The following is a 16,587-nucleotide window of genomic DNA, read 5'->3' as shown; positions in this document are numbered from 1 at the left end:
GTCAGCTACCGATTTTAGTAAGGGGATGGAGCGTTGGGAATTTGGCAAGGCTAAAAGCGGCGTTGCGCCCCTGCGGTTCCCCTGCGGCGGCAACGCCCAGGAGCAGCTGGGAAGTTTCCGGATCGAAGACCGGGCGGCGTGCGCAGCGGGCCAGGAGCTGTTCGAGCAGAATTGGATCGCCGACGTAGCAGATATGCCAGAGTCCGTGGACCTTGAATTGCACTTGGCCGGTTCGGCGGTCGACGATGGGCAGGACGGAATAGGCCATGTGATGCGCTCTCGCTGTGTTCTTGCCCGAGCACAGTGTGTGAACGGACCGCTTCTTCATCCGAACCACCCATGAATCTGGGGTTGGTGCACGGCCAGTCGGAGCTTGGCGCCGTGTCTCGTGAAGCAACGCTTGCGATGCTACCGCCTGCGCTGTCTGCGATGAAGGCCTGTTCCGTAATATGACCTGGGCTCCTGGCTACTGGTGGTCATCACAGATGGCGAGGCGGTTGATCGATTCGAACTGCTGGGCCCATTGCGCTGCGGAATAGTCCGGGAGGTTGGGCGCTTCGGGGCGCAAGCCGGTGAAGCCATCAAGCTGTTCGCGCACGATGTCGAGGTGGCCGGCGTGCCGGGAGGTTTCCGCGATCATGTGCACCATGAGATGTTCCAGCGTGGTGTGCCGGCGGCGGATCCATCAGGGCACTTCAACCGGTGCGCTGAGCGGCAAGGCCCTGATGCCAGCATCCGAGAAGGCGGTTGACTCCCGGTACAGCTCGATAATCCCGCTGGCGCTGAAGTGGGCCGGCGGCAGGAAGTCGGCCTGCGGGTCATCGGCATCCAGAAGCTCTTGGATATAGGGGTCATCCACTGTGCGGCCGAGGCATTGGGCAAAATACCCGTACTCGGTGATGGCCAGGTGGTGGACGACGCCAAGGATGTGCGTTCCGGTAGCCGTCAGCGGCTTGCGCGCCAGCTGTGCACTCAGCCCCTGGGCCTTGTAGATGACTGCGTCGCGCGCGTCGGAGAGATATTCCTGGAGCAGTTCCTTGCTGTGATCCATGATCAGAGTCTAGCCAGCGTGCGGGGATCTGGAGCGCGGAACGCGTGGGACACGGCATATTTGCAGGACTCGCGCTATGCTCTGTTTACTATTGGTAAACTTGCCGCCGCAGCCTTTTCGGAGCGCCCCTTTGGCTGCTGGCGTGCCACAACAAGCGAAGTGATGGAGCGAAAGCATGAAGACCCTGCCCGTGGAATCAAGCGGTGCCGCGATCAATATCGGTTCGCGGTTGCGCGGGGTGCGCCAGCGGCAGCGAATGACCATCGACCAGGTCGCTGAGCTGTCTGGGCTGACCAAGGGCTTCCTCTCGCGTGTTGAGCGAGATCTCACCAGCCCCTCGGTCTCCACGCTGCTGAAATTGTGCGAGGTGCTCGGCATCGAGGTGGGCACGCTATTTGAAGTGCCCGAAACCATGCTGGTGCGGCTGGAAGAAGCGCCGCGGGTGTCGCTGGGCGGGGAGGGGATCACCGAGCAGCTGGTGACGCCGCGCAGCGAGAAGCGCGTGCAGATGATCCGAGCCGAAATCGCTCCCAAGGGCTCCGGCGAAGCCGAGCTGTATTCGGTGGACTGCGAGTTGGAAGTGCTCCATGTGATCGCGGGGAAATTCACCCTCGTGCTGCCCGAGCAGCGTGTTGAGCTCCAGGCCGGGGACACCATGACCTTTCCCGGGCGCGAGCCGCACAGCTGGGAAAACGAGTCCGATGAGGCCGCCCTGGTGACCTGGACCTTGATCCTCTAGCTTCAAGCGCTCCTTTTCGTTGCGGTGCTGTGGAGCGCGTATTCTAAAAAGGTGTGCTCGGCCTGCGCACATAGTGCGGTGATCGATGGGAGTGGCGTGAGGACTAGCGAGGATACTGGCGCACGGAATCAGCTTCGCTGCATCAGCTGGTGGGCTTCGGTGCTTGTCGGCGTTCTTGCCGGCACGACCCTGACGTGGATCCGCACGCAGCGCAATTTCTTTTTCATCGGGGCAGTCATTATCGCGGTGGTGATTGTGGTGCTCGGCCTGCGGACCATTCGGCGCAGGGCCCGCTTCCCGCAAATGGCTCAGGCCCGCGTTTCGTGGCTATATGCCTTCTGGGCGATCATTCTCATGATCCTGGTCGGGCCCCTGCAACTGGTCTACGTAGCCGATGACCTCTCCGAGCTCATGCTCAAGTCCCTGATCCTCTCCGCCGGGTTCTGCGTGGCGATCCATGAAATCGATCGTTCGCTGGTCAATGCCAGCACGAAGAACTTCCGCGGCGCCTAGTCTTCCGGCGATCATGCCGCTGCGCCAGCCAACTGGCCCAGCGATCCAGCTCCTTATCTTGCACCGGACCCTCCGGGCCATCATTCACGCTGCCCCTGCCCGGATAGGACGGCGTGCCAATAGCCGCAGTGCTGAACCCTGCCCCCGCATGCCCTGGCGGCGGCATTCTGCCCTTTTGCGCGCCCCAGCTCCCGGATCCAGGGCTAAAGCCTTGACGTGACCGCGCCAACAAAATAGCATAATAGGAAACTGAAGTTTCATATTGGGCAACTACGGTGAAAGCCGTGAGACGCCGGGAGGGCAAGAACATGAAAGAAGTCCGCATTGAGGAAAACGGCCATCTGGGTCCGATCAACGCAGCGGTCATCCCGCGCTATGCGGGGGCCGGAACCTATGCCCGGCTGCCCCGCCTGGACCAGGTCCAGAACGCGGATATCAAGATCATCGGCGTGCCTTTTGACACCGGCGTCTCCTACCGGCCCGGGGCGCGCTTCGGCGCCAACCACGTGCGCGAATCCTCGCGCCTGATCCGCCCGTACAACCCTGCCACCGACACCTCGCCGTTTGCGCAGAGCCAGGTAGTGGACGCAGGCGACCTCGCGGTGAACCCGTTCAACATCAACGAAGCCATCGAGACCATCGAGCACGAGGCGCTGGAGCTGACCGCGGACGGTTCGAGCCTGGTCACCATCGGCGGCGACCACACCATCGCACTGCCACTGCTGCGCGCGGCATCCCAGCGCGCCGGCGCCCCGGTCGCCATGCTGCACTTCGACGCCCACCTGGACACCTGGGACACCTACTTCGGCGCCGAATACACCCACGGCACCCCCTTCCGCCGCGCGGTGGAAGAAGGCATCCTGGACACCGAGGCCATCTGCCATGTGGGAACCCGCGGCCCGCTGTACGGCAAGAAGGACCTGGAAGACGACAAGCGCTTCGGCTTCGGCATCGTGACCAGCTCGGATGTCTACTACCAGGGCGTGCGTGAAATCGTGGACAAGCTGCGGATGCGCATCGGCAACCGCCCGCTGTACATCTCGGTGGACATCGACGTGCTGGATCCGGCCCACGCCCCGGGCACCGGCACCCCCGAGGCCGGCGGCATCACCAGCCGCGAACTGCTCGAGATCCTGCGCGGCCTGCGCGGGCTGAACATCGTGGGCGCCGACATCGTCGAGGTCGCTCCAGCCTACGACCACGCGGAGCTGACCGGCGTGGCTGCCAGCCATGTCACCTACGACCTGATCAGCCTGATCAGCGACTTCCGGGCTAACCAGGGGCTGAACAAGTAATGAGCGAACAGCCTCAACGCAACGGCGGCGACCTGGTCATTGAGACCCTCACCGCGCTGGGCGCCAAAACCGTGTTCGGCATTCCCGGACAGCACGCCTTGGGGCTGTTCGACGCGCTCTCGCGTTCCACCTTGGAGTTTGTCTCCTCGCGCGTGGAAAACAACTCCGCCTTCGCGGCCGACGGCTACTCCCGCGCCACCGGAGAGGTGGGCGTGCTCTTCCTGTCCACCGGTCCCGGGGCGCTGACCTCGCTGGCCGGGCTGCAGGAAGCCTACGCCACCGGCGTGCCCATGGTCGTCATCGCCAGCCAGATTCCGCTCGACGGCCTGGGCGCGCGCCGCAAGGGCATGCTGCACCAGCTCGATGACCAGAAGGCCTCGGCCGCCAACGTCACCAAGTTCCAGCAGACCGTGCACCATGCCTCGGGCATTCCCTCGGCCATCCAGGATGCCTGGGCACGCGCCATCACCGTGCCCATGGGCCCGGTCTGGGTGGAAGTCCCGCAGGATGTGCTCTTGGCCCAGGTGATGGTCCCGCCGGTGCAGGATGCCTTGGCCGAAGCCTATGAGCACCCGCCGCGCGAGGAATTGATCCGCGAAGCGGTCAACTGGCTGTCCCTCGCAGACCGCCCGGCGATTATCGCCGGTGGCGGGGTGCGTCGTGCCGGCGGCCAGGCCGAATTGCTCGCGGTGGCCGAAACCCTGCAGGCACCGGTGCTCTCCAGCCCCGGCGGCAATGGAGCGTTCCCCTGGAACCACGAATTGTCCTTGCAATCGTGGGTTGAGGATCGCCATGCCACTCAGATTATGGAAGATGCAGACGTCTTGCTGGTCATCGGCTCGGCCCTGGGGGAAGTGACCAGCAATTACTTCACCCTGGAACCGCGCGGCAAGATGATCCAGATCGACGCCGAGCCGCGAGTGCTGGAATCCAATACCCCGGCCCTGGGCATCCGCGCCGATGCCCGCGAAGCCTTGAAATTCCTCGATCGCCAGTTGCACGCCGCCGGCTTCGCCCCGCGGGCCTCCTGGCATGGCCAGAGCCCAGTGCAGGTGGTGGCGCAGACCCTGGAGAAGATCCAGGCTCGTCTTGACGGGCAGGATTTGGCCAAGGAGCGAAAGTTCATGGCCGATATCCGTGCAGCGGTTCCGGCCCGGATGCAGACCTTCTGGGACATGACCATCGCGGCCTATTGGGGCTGGAGCTGCTGGGATGCGAAGGAAGGCCAGTTCCACTCGGCACAGGGTGCCGGCGGCCTGGGCTTCGGCTTCCCCTCGGCCATTGGCGGGGCCATCGGCACCGGCCAGCGAGTGCTCGCGGTGAGCGGCGATGGCTCATCGATGTATTCGATCGCCGAGCTGGCTACCGCCAAGCAGCATCAGGCTCCGGTGACCTGGCTGATCGTTGACGACGGCGGCTACGGCATCCTGCGCGAGTATATGGAAGGCGCCTTTGGCAAGGCGACGGCCACCGAACTGGCGCGGCCCGATTTTGTGGCGCTGGCCCAATCCTTTGGCGTTCCTGCCCGCGAGGTGGCCGTCGAGCAGATCGGCGATGCCCTCGAGGAAGCACTGGCCGGGCAAGGGCCGAATGTCATCGTGGTCAAAACCCTGCTCAAGATGTTCGCCCCAACGCACCTGTAAAGGCAGTGCCGAGTGCAGGCAAAAATATGGTGGCCTCGGAGCGTTGGCAAGTGCCAGCGTCCGGGGCCACAGCCTTATCCAGAACCGTCAGCGGCTAATGCGTGAAGTGGTAAACCACGCCAAAGAGCACTGCGGAAACGCCCATGCTGATTCCGATGAGCAGTGGCTCCCAATCCAAGGACTGGGCTGCCAACATCACTGCGAAGGCACCGAAGAGAACTATCGCTCCGATACCTCCCAGGATCACTCCTCCGCCTCCATGGTGCCGCACGGCGGAGTGTGCGGTCCGGTGGAATAGTGTTTCCATGCCGCCATGATACGTCCGATTCGACGCGGATCCGAGGCCCCGGGCAAGATTCTGGATATTGTCAGACTTCTTAAGCGTCCTTGCCGGTGCGCAGCTCATGGATTTTCTGCGCCGCCACGTTCAGCGAGCGGTAGTCCGCTCCCGGTCCCTGGGCAATGAATCCGGGGCATTCGTGATCTGCCAGGCCCTCTTGCCCGTAAGCCAAGCCTCGGAAGGTCCCGTGGGCCATGCGCACCAGGTGTGCTCCGGCGGCCACATCCCACACCTTGGTGTCAAAACCGATGGTGGCATCGCACCAGCCGGCGGCCACATGGGCCAAGGCCAGCGCGGCGCTGACCTTGCGCCGCACGGTGGCGAAGTCCTGGATCCACTGGCCGAAGAGCTGCAGTGCCAGATCTCCGTCGTGCACCAGGGATTCGGCACCGGGATAGTCGGTCATCAAATTGGCACGGGCCTGTTCGGGGCGCCGCGCGGGGTTCAGGACTGCGCCGTTGAGCAGCGCTGATTCGGCATTGGCGGTGAATTCGTCGCCGGCAATGGGATCGATGATCACCGCTGCGGCCAGCTGGCCATCGATGGCGGCGGCAATGGAAATGCAGAAGAATGCGATGCCGTGGACAAAGTTGCTGGTTCCGTCAATGGGGTCGACAATCCATTGGACTGAGCCTGGCGCGGCGTTGCCCGATTGCGTGGAAATGTTCTCCTCGCCGAGCACCCACGAACCAGGAACCGCGGCCAACAAGGACTCGGTGATAATCTGCTGGCTGCGCCGGTCAATCTCGGTCACCAGATCGTGGGCATTGGTCTTGATCTCGGCATCCACCGAGGTGCGGAAGGTGGCACGCAGCAGGCTCGCAGCGCTGCGCGCCGCGTCCAGGGCGGCCACGCGCAGTTCTTCGGCGCGGGTTTTTTCACAGATTGCTGTTTGCTCGCTCACCGTGCCAGCTTATCGTGCGGCCGATGGCAGACGGGGAAGTTCTGCGGCGCAGCTCGATTCGAGTGGCTATCGGGTGCCGCGAGTGCGAATCAGGATAAGCTTCTGCACATGAGCAGCATGCAACCGATCGCGCCCAAGGCCTCGTTGACCGAGCAGGTCACGACGATGATTCGGGCGGCCATCGTTGCAGGCGAGATGGAACCCGGGCAGCACTATTCGGCCATCGGCATTTCCGAGAAGCTCGGTGTCTCGCGCACCCCGGTGCGTGAAGCGCTGCAGCTGCTGGAAAAAGAAGGCATCGTGACCGTCGCCAAGAACCGCGGCGTCCGGGTCAACCAGATTTCCCTGGAAGACATCGTCGAGGTTTTCCAGCTGCGGCTGGCCATTGAACCGCCTGCAGCGGCCCGCGGGGTCATCAACGCCAGCGACGCCGACCGTGCCCGGCTGGTGCAGCTGCATGAGCAATTGCTGCAGACCGGGCAAACTGGCGATGGGCGCGCGACCCTGGAAGCCGATAAGGAATTCCATTTGTACCTGCTGGGGCTGGCCAGCAACAAGAAGCTTGACTCCGTGGTGGGGGAGCTGCGCAACCTGGTGCTCGCGCATGGGCAGACAACGGTGCCCTATGCCCGCAGCAGCCAGGAACTGGCGGGGGACCGCGAAGAACTCATGGCCGCGATTCTCGCCGAGGATGCGCCCGCGGCGGCCGCGGCGGTGCGGGGCCACATCACGCGCACCGCACAGATGCTGATTCGTTCCATCTGTTCGCGGACCGAGACGCTGGTGGCCCAGCCCTTCCTGGACCGTCTTGACGACCTGATTTCCTAGCCGCGCCCGGATCCTTTTCACCGGGTCTTGCCATGAGTGAGCTGCGCAACATAGAGTAGCATGCAACATGTAACTAACTCAGCTGGGAATGACAACGAGGTGGCAAAGATGGGCCAACCGCTGGACGGGATCAAAGTCGTCGACCTCTCGCGCATTCTTGCCGGTCCGCTATGCACCATGACCTTGGCCGACTTCGGCGCCCAGGTGCTGAAAGTGGAAAGCAAGGCCGGGGATGAAACCCGCGGGTGGACCCCGCCGGTCAATGCCCAGGGCGTGAGCACCTACTACTGGTCGGTGAATCGGAACAAGCAGGCGGTCATCGCCGACTTCAGCAATCCCGAACACTTGGCGAGGCTTCTGGAATTGATCCAGGACGCGGATGTTCTGGTGGAAAATTTCCGGCCCGGCGTCTTGGCCAAATTCGGACTGGACTTCTCCCGGTTGAAAGAGCTGAACCCGGAACTGGTCTATTGCTCCATTTCAGGATTCGGCGAACAGCAAGGCGCAGCTTTCCCCGGCTTTGACCTCCTGGTCCAAGCGGTGGGCGGACTGATGAGCATTACCGGGGAACCCGAAGGCGCCCCCAGCAAGGTGGGGGTTGCACTGGTTGACGTGCTCGCTGCGCACAACGCCGCCACCGGGATCCTGCTGGCCCTTCGGGAAAGGGAGAGCAGCGGCCTGGGGCAGCGGGTGAGCGTCAACCTGCTCTCTTCGGTGCTGGCCGGTATGACCAACCAGACAAGCAGCACCCTGGCGACCGGAACATCACCGGCGCGCCTGGGCAACGCCCACCCGAGCATCGCGCCCTACGAAACCTTTAATACCGGCGACGGCGTTATCGCGATCGCGGTAGGCAACGACCGGCAATTTGCCGCGCTATGCCGGCAACTGGGCGATCCCGCGCTCGCCGAGGACCCCCGGTTCGTCACCAACACCGACCGGGTCGCGCACCGTGCCGAGCTCAAGGCGCTGATTGAAGCGGCCGCCGCTGAACGCAGCGCGGCCAGCTGGGCCGGCTGCCTGATGGAGTCCGGGGTGCCCGCGGGCAAGGTCAACACCATCGCGCAAGCCATTGGCTTTGCCCAGGAGCTGGGCCTGGATCCGGTGGCGGTCATCAACGATCCCGGCACCGGCGAAACAGCCACGCACCTTGCCAGCCCCATTGGGCTCTCCCGCACGCCCGCTCAATACCGGAGCAACCCGCCGGCCCATGGCCAGCATCAAGAACTCTTCGAACAAGCAGCTCGCGCTTAGCCGGCCAGCGCGCGAACCCGCCAACCAACGCAACCGCCAAGGAGCGACTATGGACACCACGGAACACATCCTCGACCCCGCCGATCTGATCAACTTCGATTCGCTGCTTGGCAGTGAAGAACTGGCCCTGCGCGATACCGTGCGCGGCTTCGTTAGAGAACACATCAAACCGAATATTGCCCAGTGGTACAACGACGCGGTCTTCCCGCTGGAGATCGTCCCGGAAATGGCCAAGCTGGGCCTGTTGGGCATGCACCTGAACGGTTATGGCTGTGCTGGCCGCTCCGCGGTGGAATACGGCATCGCCGGAGCAGAATTGGAAGCCGGCGACTCGGGACTGCGCACCTTTGTTTCCGTGCAGGGCTCCCTGGCGATGAGCGCCATCCACAAGCACGGTTCCGAAGAGCAGAAACAGGAATGGCTGCCGAAAATGGCCGCCGGCCAGGCCATCGGATGCTTCGGGCTGACCGAGCCAACGGCCGGATCCGACCCGTCAAGCATGAAAACCTTCGCCCGCCGCGACGGTGATGACTGGCTGATCAACGGGTCCAAGCGCTGGATCGGCCTGGCCAATGTGGCACAGGTAGCAGTCATCTGGGCGCAAACCGAAGAGGGGATCCGCGGTTTTGTAGTACCGACTAACACCCCGGGATTCACCGCAACCCCGATCGAGCAGAAGCTGTCCATGCGTGCTTCCATCCAGTGCGACATCGAGATGGTTGATGTGCGCTTGCCGGGTACGGCCGTACTGCCAAACGCCAGGGGATTGAAGGGGCCATTTTCCTGCCTGAACGAAGCACGCTACGGAATTCTCTGGGGCTCCATGGGCGCAGCCCGCGATGCATTTGAAGACGCCTTGGCCTACTCGCAGCAACGTCTTCAGTTCGACAAGCCGCTGGCCGGCTACCAGATGACACAGCAGAAGCTGGTGGACATGGCTCTGGAGATCAACAAGGGTTTCCTGCTGGCCCTGCACATCGGCCGGCTCAAAGATGCAGGAAATCTGGATCTGCACATGATCTCGGCGGGCAAGCTGAACAACTGCCGCGAGGCCATCAAGATCTGCCGCGAGGCGCGGACCATCCTTGGCGGCAACGGCATCACCCTGGACTACTCGCCACTGCGCCACGCCAACAACTTGGAGTCAGTGCGCACCTATGAAGGCACTGACGAAGTCCACACCCTGATCCTGGGCCATAAGCTCACCGGCGTCCCCGCCTTCCGCTAAACCGCGCAACGCAAGAGAATCCAGAGGAACATGATGATGGACGTAGCTTCCACCCCGGTGGCCCTGCACCAGTACCTCAATGGCACGTGGGCCGAGGGCCAGGGACGCGAAATCGATTCGAGAGCTGCCGCTGATAACTCGCAGGTACTTGCCCGGGGCCGCGCAGCCAGTGAAGAGCAAGTCGATGCAGCTTTCGCCGCCGCCCACCAGGCGAAGAAAAGCTGGGCGGCCACCCCGATGGCTGCACGCGCAGCCTACCTGATCGCGGCCGCAAGCTACCTCAAGGAGCACGCTGAGCAGTTCGGAGAGGAACTGGCCGGCGAAGAAGGCAAAACTCGGGCCGAAGGAATTGGCGAAGTACTGCGAGCAGCCCAAATTTTCACCTATTACGCAGGCGAAGCGGAACGCGCTGCCGGGACGGTATTCCAGTCTCCTCGCGCCGGAGAGCAGATCCTGGTGACCAGCAAGCCGCTGGGCGTGGTGGGCATTATTACGCCGTTCAACTTTCCCATCGGCATTCCAGCGTGGAAAATCGCGCCGGCACTTGTCTTCGGAAATACCGTCGTTTTCAAGCCAGCCAGCCTGGTTCCGATTCTGGCGCTGCGCCTTGTCCAGGCCTTGGAATATGCCGGACTGCCCGCAGGAGTGCTCAACCTCGTCATTGGCCCAGGGGCGCTGGGAGACCGATTCATTGCCAATGAGCACCTCAACGGCCTGTCCTTCACCGGATCAACCGCGGTAGGCCGCCGGCTCTGTGCCGCCGGCGCTGCGCGCGGTGTTCCGGTCCAGGCCGAGATGGGAGGCAAGAACGCCGCGGTGGTGCTGGCCGATGCCGACCTGGATCTAGCCAGCGAACAAGTGCTTTTCGGAGCCTTCCGCTCTACCGGGCAGAAGTGCACTGCAACCAGTCGGCTCATCCTGGACGACGGGATTGCCGAGGATTTCCTGGCCAGACTCATCACGCGCCTGGAACAGTGGACTACCGGCAACCCGCTGGATCCCAAGATCCACATGGGACCACTAGTTGATGCCAAAGCAGCGGCCTCGGCGCGCGAAGGAATTGACCGTGCCCTGAGCCAAGGAGCGCTGCTGCGCTTCCAAGGCAAGGCTCCAGAAACGGGAAGCTATCTGGCGCCCACCATCTTGGAGCTGCCAACAGGTGAAGCCGGCCGGGAGAACTGTGCCTGGCGCGAGGAATTTTTTGCCCCGATTCTTGCGGTGTGCACCGTCAGCGGCGCAGATCAGGCTTTTGAAGCAGCCGAAGACTCGGAGTTCGGGCTGAGCCTGGCCCTGTTCACCAGCAATCTTTCCGTGGCACTAGCTGCTGAACAAGCACTGGATGTTGGCATATTGCATGTAAATTCGGAGTCAGCAGGCGCGGATCCCCACGTGCCATTTGGAGGTGTCAAGGCATCTGGCTATGGGCCGAAGGAACAAGGAGCAGCGGCCCGCGAGTTCTACACGCACACGACCACCACTTATTTGCGGGGCTGATTGCTCCAGCTCAAGTGCCGAAGAAGGAAAGATCAATGATGATTGAACGTATTTTGGTTATCGGCGCCGGAACCATGGGCCGGCAAATCGCCATGAGCTGCGCCTTGAGCGGCTACGAGACTCTCCTGCAAGACATCTCTGAGCAGGCATTGACCGCTGCGCGCACAGACCTCGAAGCGTGGGCCGCGTCCAGAGTTTCCAAGGGCAAATTGGAACAGCCGGACGTTGATGCGGCCTTGAACCGGCTGGCCCAGAGCACGGATCTGGCAGATAGCGCCAGTACGGCCGATCTGGTGATCGAAGCAGCTGTGGAGCGGCTGGATATCAAGGAGCAGATCTTCGCCACCGTGGGTGAACATGCCCCAGCCCACGCGATCCTTGCCACCAATTCCTCGACCTTGCCCTCATCGCGCGTGGCCGCGGCCAGTGGGCGCCCCCATCAGGTATGCAATATGCACTTCTTCAACCCTGCACTGGTGATGAAGTGCGTTGAAGTGGTCCGCAATGAGCAGACCAGCGATGAAACGGTGGAAGCCGTGACGGCCGTGGCCACGCGGCTGGGCAAGCAGCCGGTGCTGGTGAACAAGGAGATCCCGGGATTCATCGCGAACCGCATGATGGGAGCTATCAACGCCGAGGCATTGAACCTTGCCCACGCAGGAATCGCCAGCATCGAAGATATCGACACCACCGCCAAAACAGCACTCGGGCACCCGATGGGCCCATTTGAGCTGATGGACATGGTTGGCCTGGACGTCATCGATTTCATCGCCCAGGCAACCTTCGCCGAAACGGGCAATGAAGCCGATAAGCCGCATCCGCTCATTACCGAAAAGGTCCAAGCCGGTCTCCTGGGCCGCAAGAGCGGTGAAGGGTTCTACCCTTACTCGTAGCCATTCCGCGGGCCTGGAGGTTGAATCGCGTGCCGGGCTTCGAATGCCAGTCGTTTTCCAGGGTTCGGCGAGAACATGAAAGACTGTGAGCATGAGTCACATTTCGACTGATCAACGAGCTCGCCACGTTGCTTCGCGGGTGGAAGACAAATTCCACAACTGGCGTGCCAAGCGGGCACAAGCCAAGGGGCAAGGGGCGGTCATCCTGCCTTACACCGGCTACGGTTCGACCGGACCCGAAGGGGGCTGGATTCGCGTACTAGCGCGAGTCGTGCTCGCCGGCCCCGGAGCCTTCGAATTCGGCCAGCATCAGGCGCAGGTGATCGCCGACGGGATCAGGGGTTTTCGAAATTTCATTTCACCGATCCTTCCTTTTGGCAAGGTCAGCATCGTCGTAGGAGAGCAGCGCTTCGAGGTGCAAGCGGACCGCGGCGGCGTCATAGATGCAAAGCTGGCCGTTGACCTGCCGGCGGGCTGGAACGAGATACACCTTCAAGCCCACGACGGCGACGAGGCGACAGCCCGCGTCATGGTCATTGACCAGGCTCAGAAGTTCGGCGTGATCAGCGACGTGGACGACACAGTGGTGGTCACGGCACTGCCGCGCCCGTTGCTGGCCGCGTGGAACTCATTTGTGCTCTCAGAGCACGCACGCGTTGCAACTCCGGGCATGGCTGTCATGCTGCAGCAAGTGCGGCAAGAACACCCCGGTGGACCGATGGTCTACCTTTCCACGGGGGCATGGAATGTCGCGCAAACTCTGCAGCGCTTCATCTCCCGCAATCTTTATCCCGAAGGCCCGCTGTTGCTCACGGACTGGGGACCTACGGACCGTTCCTGGTTCCGCAGCGGCATGCAGCACAAGGTAGACCAGCTGCGGCGGCTGGCTCAGGAGTTTCCGCATATCTCCTGGATCCTGGTCGGCGATGATGGCCAGCACGACCCGGCGATCTACGCAGAATTCGCGCGACGCTATCCAGAGCTGGTCCGGGCGATAGTGATCCGGCAGCTGACGCCGTCCGAGGCTGTGCTGGCTGGCGGACGCTCCAACGAGTTGCGGCGCACGACCCCGGGCGTGCGCTGGGTATACGAGCCCGATGGCGCGCGAATCCTCGACCAGCTGGTGAAGCTTGGCCTGGTTGATGCTGACGCAAAGAATTTGTAGAGGAAAGAACGGTAATGGCTGAATCAATGCTTCGTCTGCAGGTGCCCATGCGCTGGGGCGACATGGATGCCTACGGGCATGTCAATAATGTCAACCTGATCAGGCTGATGGAAGAAGCGCGTATTGCTGGCTTTGGGGTTCCTGGCGGAACCGGTGCACCCGGAGTTGAACCGCAGGCAGATATTTTTTCTGCGGTGCCGCCGGGAATCCAGATCCTGGTCGTTGAGCATCGCGTGCGGTACTCAAGGCCTTTGGAATACCGCAATGTTCCGGTGAATGTGGATTTGTGGGTGGCAAACATCAAGCCAGCCAGTTTTGAGATCTGCTACGAATTCCGGGACCCAATTGAGGATTACCTATGCGTCAAGGCGGCCACCACGCTGGCGTATTTTGACCCGTCTACTTCGCGAGTTCAAAGGCTGAGCCCTGAAGAACGCGAGGGACTGAGCGCTTTCGTGGGTGCATCAACCTTCCCGAAGTAAGCTCTGGCCTTTCTGTCAATTAGGATTGATCTATCTACTCTTATTCAGACAGGAAGTGATGCTATGTCTCAGCCAGCTGGCAGACGTCTGCAAACCGAGGCTCGACCTGCACGTCCTCAAGTTGTCTTGCAGGTGCTCAAGCGCGAGCATATTGCTCCGCATTTGGTGCGGCTGACTCTCGGCGGTCCTGGGTTCGACAACTTTGTCGACAAGGACGTGACGGACCGTTACGTCAAATTCTTGTTTGCCAAGCCGGAGCTTGGCCTGGAAATGCCTTACGACATGGAGGAGCTGCGCAGCAAGCTGGCCCCCGAAGACATGCCGGTGCGCCGCACCTACACCGTGCGCCGCAGCGATCTTGAAGCTCGAACGATCGAAATTGATTTTGTCGTTCACGGCGATGAGGGATTGGCCGGCAAATGGGCACGCGATACCGAGATCGGTTCCTCGATCTGCTTCGCTGGGCCTGCCGGGCTGTTCGTGCCGCGCGAAGAATTCGATTTCCATTTCTTTGCCGGTGATGAGACAGCTATTCCTGCCATATCCGCGGCTTTGGAGGCCATGTCCCCGCAAATGAAGGGGCTGGCCGTCATCGAGGTCGCCGACCGAGCCGATGAACTGGAGCTTGTGCACCCCGAAGGCGTTGAAGTTCGATGGCTGCACCGAAACGCACCCTTCACTCCGCAGAACACGGTTCTGGAAAACGCCGTACGCGAGTACTCATGGCCCGGTGGCCGAGTGCAGGTCTTTGCCCATGGCGAGCGCGAAGTCATGAAGCGGCTTCGCCTCTACTTCTACGATGAGCGCGGGGTCGATCGCCGCGATATGTCATTGTCCGCCTACTGGGCGTTTGGCCGGGCAGAAGATGCGTTCCAAGCCGAAAAGCGCACCGAGGTTGGCAAGATCTTCGCTGACTGAAGCGGGCCCGTCGCCATTATTCGGGGAGCCCATTGAGTGTTGCGGACGGTCCAACAACCTAAGTTAGACGCACCTAATAAAAAAATCAGGATATTAGGTGATTAGGGCTTGACGTTATTAGGGCTAGTTAGGTTATGCTTATTCCAGAGCTTCTCCCGTGTGTGGTCGGGAGAAGCGACTAACTTGACCGATATCATCGGCCAGTTCACTACGGTTCGAGGTTGCTCACCTCGACCTAGTGGTCGGCTTAGCCGGCTTGAATAAGGGGAATAGGGAATCGGGTGGCCTGCTCAGTCATCCGGATCGCAGAAAAAGGAACTTGCCAGGATTGCACACCTTGGCAAGTTCCTTTTTCATTGCTCGCGAGGCTCGGAGTCATAAGCCCACAAGAGCAGTGTGGCCAGATATCCCGCGCCGGCGGGAAGCGAATCTCTGATGGTCGGGGGAATGCTTGAATTCTTGAGCGCGCGCCTGACGACAAGATCAGAATCCAGGAAGATCTGTGAATCCCGTAGCCCGCGCAGTGCCATATAGTCCCTGGTCCAAGGTCCTACCCCGCGTAAAGACAGCAGTTGCGTCAGGAATTCGGCTGGCCGGTGAACCAGGGATTCCCCGGACTCCAGATACCACTGCGACACGGCATGCAGTGTTGCTGCTCGCGCCAATGGGCACCGAATGATGGATTGAATTTCGGGCGCGCTCAGTGCTGACGTTGCTTCGGCAGTCGGAAACGCGCGAAGCCCTGATGCGTGCGCCTCGCCCAGATGTTCGACATACCTTCCTGCGAGCGTTCGCGCGGCGGCCAGGGAAACCTGCTGGCCAATGACCGTAGTCGCCAGAGCCTCGAACGGGTCCGGGTAGCTGATGAGCCTCAGATTCGGAAATGACGCAGCCATCGCGTCGAGCCCCGGCAGCTTCGCGAGGGATTCATAGGCTGGAGAAGTGTCTTGCTGCAATCCGAACCAGTAATTGATGATGGTTTGCAGGCTGGGGAGTAGCGTGGCAGGCGCATCATGCTCTACGGATATTCCTGACGGGTCCAATGCCAGGTGGACGTCGATGAGGTGTCCGCCAACGCGCAGGATCCGGCGGACTTCCGCGGTGGACGGCTCGATTCTTTCCTGGGCTGGAAGGGAATGGAGCCGCAACACGGACAAAGCATGTGCGATGTCCAGTGTTCCGGCTGCCTCCAGGCGCAATGCCATGGGCTTCAGGCCCAGATTCCTGAGCTGCCTCGGCGATGGGATCCCACCAGATGGGTATCGACCATGCCGATGGCTTCCATAAGCGCGAACATTGTCGTGGGCCCCACAAACTTGAACCCGCGTTTTTTCAATTCCTTGGCCAGCTCCTTGGATTCGGCGCTCTGGGTCGGGATTTCTGCCGCGGTCCGCGGAGTTGGAGTTTGCTCTGGCTTGAAGGACCAGATGAAATCGGCCAGCCCTCCCTCTTCGCGCATCATGAGCGTGGCTTCCGCGTTGGCGATGGTGGCGCGAATTTTCAGTTTGTTGCGCACGATGGCGGGGTTGTCCATGAGGCTATCAAAGTCATTCTCGGTGAACAGTGCAACCGTTTCAGGGTCGAAGTTGGCAAACGCCTCCCGGAAGGCTTCCCGCTTGGAGAGAATGATGGCCCATGAGAGCCCGGATTGGAAGCATTCCAGGCTCAACCGTTCGAAGACACCTGCTTCGGTGTTCACCGGCATGCCCCACTCGGAATCGTAGTAGGTGCGGAGCATATCGCTGGTGGCAGCCCATTGCGGGCGGGCAAGGCCATCTTCGCCGATAACAAGATCTTCAGTCATGAATCTATCTTCGCATTATATGAGGTCAAGGGCATG

At 61.7% G+C, this 16,587-nt stretch carries 17 protein-coding genes, 1 pseudogene and 1 riboswitch; of the genes and pseudogenes, 12 read left to right on the top strand and 6 right to left on the bottom strand.

Features of this window, described 5'->3' with window-relative positions; all coding sequences use genetic code 11:
• Position 1 precedes the first annotated feature (1 nt).
• Together H6F58_RS12535 and H6F58_RS18235 are read right to left on the bottom strand one after the other, a co-directional pair.
• Positions 2 to 268 (bottom strand): hypothetical protein, encoded by a 267-nt coding sequence (locus H6F58_RS12535; RefSeq protein WP_146277702.1) that lies wholly within the window; start codon positions 266 to 268, stop codon positions 2 to 4.
• Between the two features lie 13 nt (positions 269 to 281).
• Positions 282 to 394: riboswitch (SAM riboswitch) on the bottom strand.
• A 72-nt stretch (positions 395 to 466) separates the two neighbouring features.
• Positions 467 to 1,051 (bottom strand): annotated as a pseudogene (locus tag H6F58_RS18235) (DinB family protein).
• Between the two features lie 175 nt (positions 1,052 to 1,226).
• Here H6F58_RS18235 and H6F58_RS12520 point away from each other — a divergent pair.
• From H6F58_RS12520 to H6F58_RS12505, 4 genes are all read left to right on the top strand, one after another.
• The gene (locus tag H6F58_RS12520) at positions 1,227 to 1,790 is read left to right on the top strand and encodes a helix-turn-helix domain-containing protein (protein ID WP_060700721.1); all 564 of its coding nucleotides are present in this window, start codon (positions 1,227 to 1,229) and stop codon (positions 1,788 to 1,790) included.
• Between the two features lie 96 nt (positions 1,791 to 1,886).
• Complete coding sequence (locus H6F58_RS12515; protein WP_171918603.1) at positions 1,887 to 2,303, top strand: hypothetical protein; 417 nt, start codon at positions 1,887 to 1,889, stop codon at positions 2,301 to 2,303.
• Between the two features lie 308 nt (positions 2,304 to 2,611).
• Positions 2,612 to 3,598: an agmatinase gene (speB, locus tag H6F58_RS12510; protein WP_060703281.1), complete on the top strand. Its 987-nt coding sequence runs from the start codon at positions 2,612 to 2,614 to the stop codon at positions 3,596 to 3,598.
• Positions 3,598 to 5,241, top strand: coding sequence for a thiamine pyrophosphate-binding protein (locus H6F58_RS12505; RefSeq protein WP_060700723.1), 1,644 nt, complete (start codon positions 3,598 to 3,600; stop codon positions 5,239 to 5,241). The genes speB and H6F58_RS12505 overlap by 1 nt, the downstream gene beginning before the upstream one ends.
• A gap of 94 nt (positions 5,242 to 5,335) precedes the next feature.
• On the opposite strand, the gene H6F58_RS12500 is transcribed toward H6F58_RS12505, so the two are convergent.
• Together H6F58_RS12500 and H6F58_RS12495 are read right to left on the bottom strand one after the other, a co-directional pair.
• The gene (locus H6F58_RS12500) at positions 5,336 to 5,548 is read right to left on the bottom strand and encodes a hypothetical protein (protein WP_146277706.1); all 213 of its coding nucleotides are present in this window, start codon (positions 5,546 to 5,548) and stop codon (positions 5,336 to 5,338) included.
• Positions 5,549 to 5,618: 70 nt separating this feature from the next.
• Entirely contained in the window at positions 5,619 to 6,485 is an 867-nt protein-coding gene (locus H6F58_RS12495; RefSeq protein ID WP_195181885.1) for an inositol monophosphatase family protein, read from the bottom strand.
• A 108-nt stretch (positions 6,486 to 6,593) separates the two neighbouring features.
• Between H6F58_RS12495 and H6F58_RS12490 the strand changes: the two genes are divergently transcribed.
• The 8 genes from H6F58_RS12490 (at position 6,594) to H6F58_RS12455 (ending at position 14,747) form a co-directional block, all read left to right on the top strand.
• Entirely contained in the window at positions 6,594 to 7,313 is a 720-nt protein-coding gene (locus H6F58_RS12490; protein WP_195181884.1) for a GntR family transcriptional regulator, read from the top strand.
• A 108-nt stretch (positions 7,314 to 7,421) separates the two neighbouring features.
• On the top strand, positions 7,422 to 8,567 hold the full coding sequence (locus H6F58_RS12485; RefSeq protein WP_195181883.1) for a CoA transferase: 1,146 nt from the start codon (positions 7,422 to 7,424) through the stop codon (positions 8,565 to 8,567).
• Positions 8,568 to 8,616: 49 nt separating this feature from the next.
• The gene (locus H6F58_RS12480) at positions 8,617 to 9,795 is read left to right on the top strand and encodes an acyl-CoA dehydrogenase family protein (RefSeq protein WP_171920067.1); all 1,179 of its coding nucleotides are present in this window, start codon (positions 8,617 to 8,619) and stop codon (positions 9,793 to 9,795) included.
• Positions 9,796 to 9,825: 30 nt separating this feature from the next.
• Positions 9,826 to 11,289: an aldehyde dehydrogenase family protein gene (locus H6F58_RS12475; protein ID WP_244652569.1), complete on the top strand. Its 1,464-nt coding sequence runs from the start codon at positions 9,826 to 9,828 to the stop codon at positions 11,287 to 11,289.
• Between the two features lie 35 nt (positions 11,290 to 11,324).
• On the top strand, positions 11,325 to 12,182 hold the full coding sequence (locus H6F58_RS12470) for a 3-hydroxyacyl-CoA dehydrogenase family protein (protein ID WP_195181882.1): 858 nt from the start codon (positions 11,325 to 11,327) through the stop codon (positions 12,180 to 12,182).
• A 91-nt stretch (positions 12,183 to 12,273) separates the two neighbouring features.
• On the top strand, positions 12,274 to 13,347 hold the full coding sequence (locus tag H6F58_RS12465) for a phosphatase domain-containing protein (protein WP_171919436.1): 1,074 nt from the start codon (positions 12,274 to 12,276) through the stop codon (positions 13,345 to 13,347).
• 14 nt (positions 13,348 to 13,361) lie between these two features.
• Positions 13,362 to 13,829 carry a thioesterase family protein gene (locus tag H6F58_RS12460; protein WP_195181881.1) on the top strand — a complete coding sequence of 156 codons (468 nt, stop codon included), beginning with the start codon at positions 13,362 to 13,364 and terminating at the stop codon, positions 13,827 to 13,829.
• A 63-nt stretch (positions 13,830 to 13,892) separates the two neighbouring features.
• Positions 13,893 to 14,747, top strand: a complete 855-nt coding sequence (locus H6F58_RS12455; protein ID WP_146277714.1) for a siderophore-interacting protein — start codon at positions 13,893 to 13,895, stop codon at positions 14,745 to 14,747.
• A 353-nt stretch (positions 14,748 to 15,100) separates the two neighbouring features.
• On the opposite strand, the gene H6F58_RS12450 is transcribed toward H6F58_RS12455, so the two are convergent.
• On the bottom strand, positions 15,101 to 15,952 hold the full coding sequence (locus H6F58_RS12450) for a DNA-3-methyladenine glycosylase (RefSeq protein WP_146277715.1): 852 nt from the start codon (positions 15,950 to 15,952) through the stop codon (positions 15,101 to 15,103).
• Between the two features lie 5 nt (positions 15,953 to 15,957).
• Positions 15,958 to 16,551 carry a DNA-3-methyladenine glycosylase I gene (locus H6F58_RS12445; RefSeq protein WP_146277716.1) on the bottom strand — a complete coding sequence of 198 codons (594 nt, stop codon included), beginning with the start codon at positions 16,549 to 16,551 and terminating at the stop codon, positions 15,958 to 15,960.
• Between the last annotated feature and the right edge of the window lie 36 nt (positions 16,552 to 16,587).

Origin of the sequence: Glutamicibacter sp. FBE19 (genome assembly GCF_015524875.1) — a bacterium.
Classification (GTDB): domain Bacteria; phylum Actinomycetota; class Actinomycetes; order Actinomycetales; family Micrococcaceae; genus Glutamicibacter; species Glutamicibacter halophytocola.
The sequence above is the reverse complement of the archived record's forward strand: the minus strand, read 5'-3'. Positions and strand labels throughout refer to the sequence as shown.

Bases quoted from the DNA above. Each gene is read 5' to 3' on its own strand.
- H6F58_RS12475 (WP_244652569.1), top strand. From the start codon at position 9,826: ATGATGATGGACGTAGCTTCCACCCCGGTGGCCCTGCACCAGTACCTC.
- speB (WP_060703281.1), top strand. From the start codon at position 2,612: ATGAAAGAAGTCCGCATTGAGGAAAACGGCCATCTGGGTCCGATCAAC.
- H6F58_RS12505 (WP_060700723.1), top strand. From the start codon at position 3,598: ATGAGCGAACAGCCTCAACGCAACGGCGGCGACCTGGTCATTGAGACC.
- H6F58_RS12460 (WP_195181881.1), top strand. From the start codon at position 13,362: ATGGCTGAATCAATGCTTCGTCTGCAGGTGCCCATGCGCTGGGGCGAC.
- H6F58_RS12480 (WP_171920067.1), top strand. From the start codon at position 8,617: ATGGACACCACGGAACACATCCTCGACCCCGCCGATCTGATCAACTTC.
- H6F58_RS12455 (WP_146277714.1), top strand. From the start codon at position 13,893: ATGTCTCAGCCAGCTGGCAGACGTCTGCAAACCGAGGCTCGACCTGCA.
- H6F58_RS12465 (WP_171919436.1), top strand. From the start codon at position 12,274: ATGAGTCACATTTCGACTGATCAACGAGCTCGCCACGTTGCTTCGCGG.
- H6F58_RS12500 (WP_146277706.1), bottom strand. From the start codon at position 5,548: ATGGAAACACTATTCCACCGGACCGCACACTCCGCCGTGCGGCACCAT.
- H6F58_RS12470 (WP_195181882.1), top strand. From the start codon at position 11,325: ATGATGATTGAACGTATTTTGGTTATCGGCGCCGGAACCATGGGCCGG.
- H6F58_RS12490 (WP_195181884.1), top strand. From the start codon at position 6,594: ATGAGCAGCATGCAACCGATCGCGCCCAAGGCCTCGTTGACCGAGCAG.
- H6F58_RS12450 (WP_146277715.1), bottom strand. From the start codon at position 15,952: ATGGCATTGCGCCTGGAGGCAGCCGGAACACTGGACATCGCACATGCT.
- H6F58_RS12520 (WP_060700721.1), top strand. From the start codon at position 1,227: ATGAAGACCCTGCCCGTGGAATCAAGCGGTGCCGCGATCAATATCGGT.
- H6F58_RS12535 (WP_146277702.1), bottom strand. From the start codon at position 268: ATGGCCTATTCCGTCCTGCCCATCGTCGACCGCCGAACCGGCCAAGTG.
- H6F58_RS12485 (WP_195181883.1), top strand. From the start codon at position 7,422: ATGGGCCAACCGCTGGACGGGATCAAAGTCGTCGACCTCTCGCGCATT.
- H6F58_RS12445 (WP_146277716.1), bottom strand. From the start codon at position 16,551: ATGACTGAAGATCTTGTTATCGGCGAAGATGGCCTTGCCCGCCCGCAA.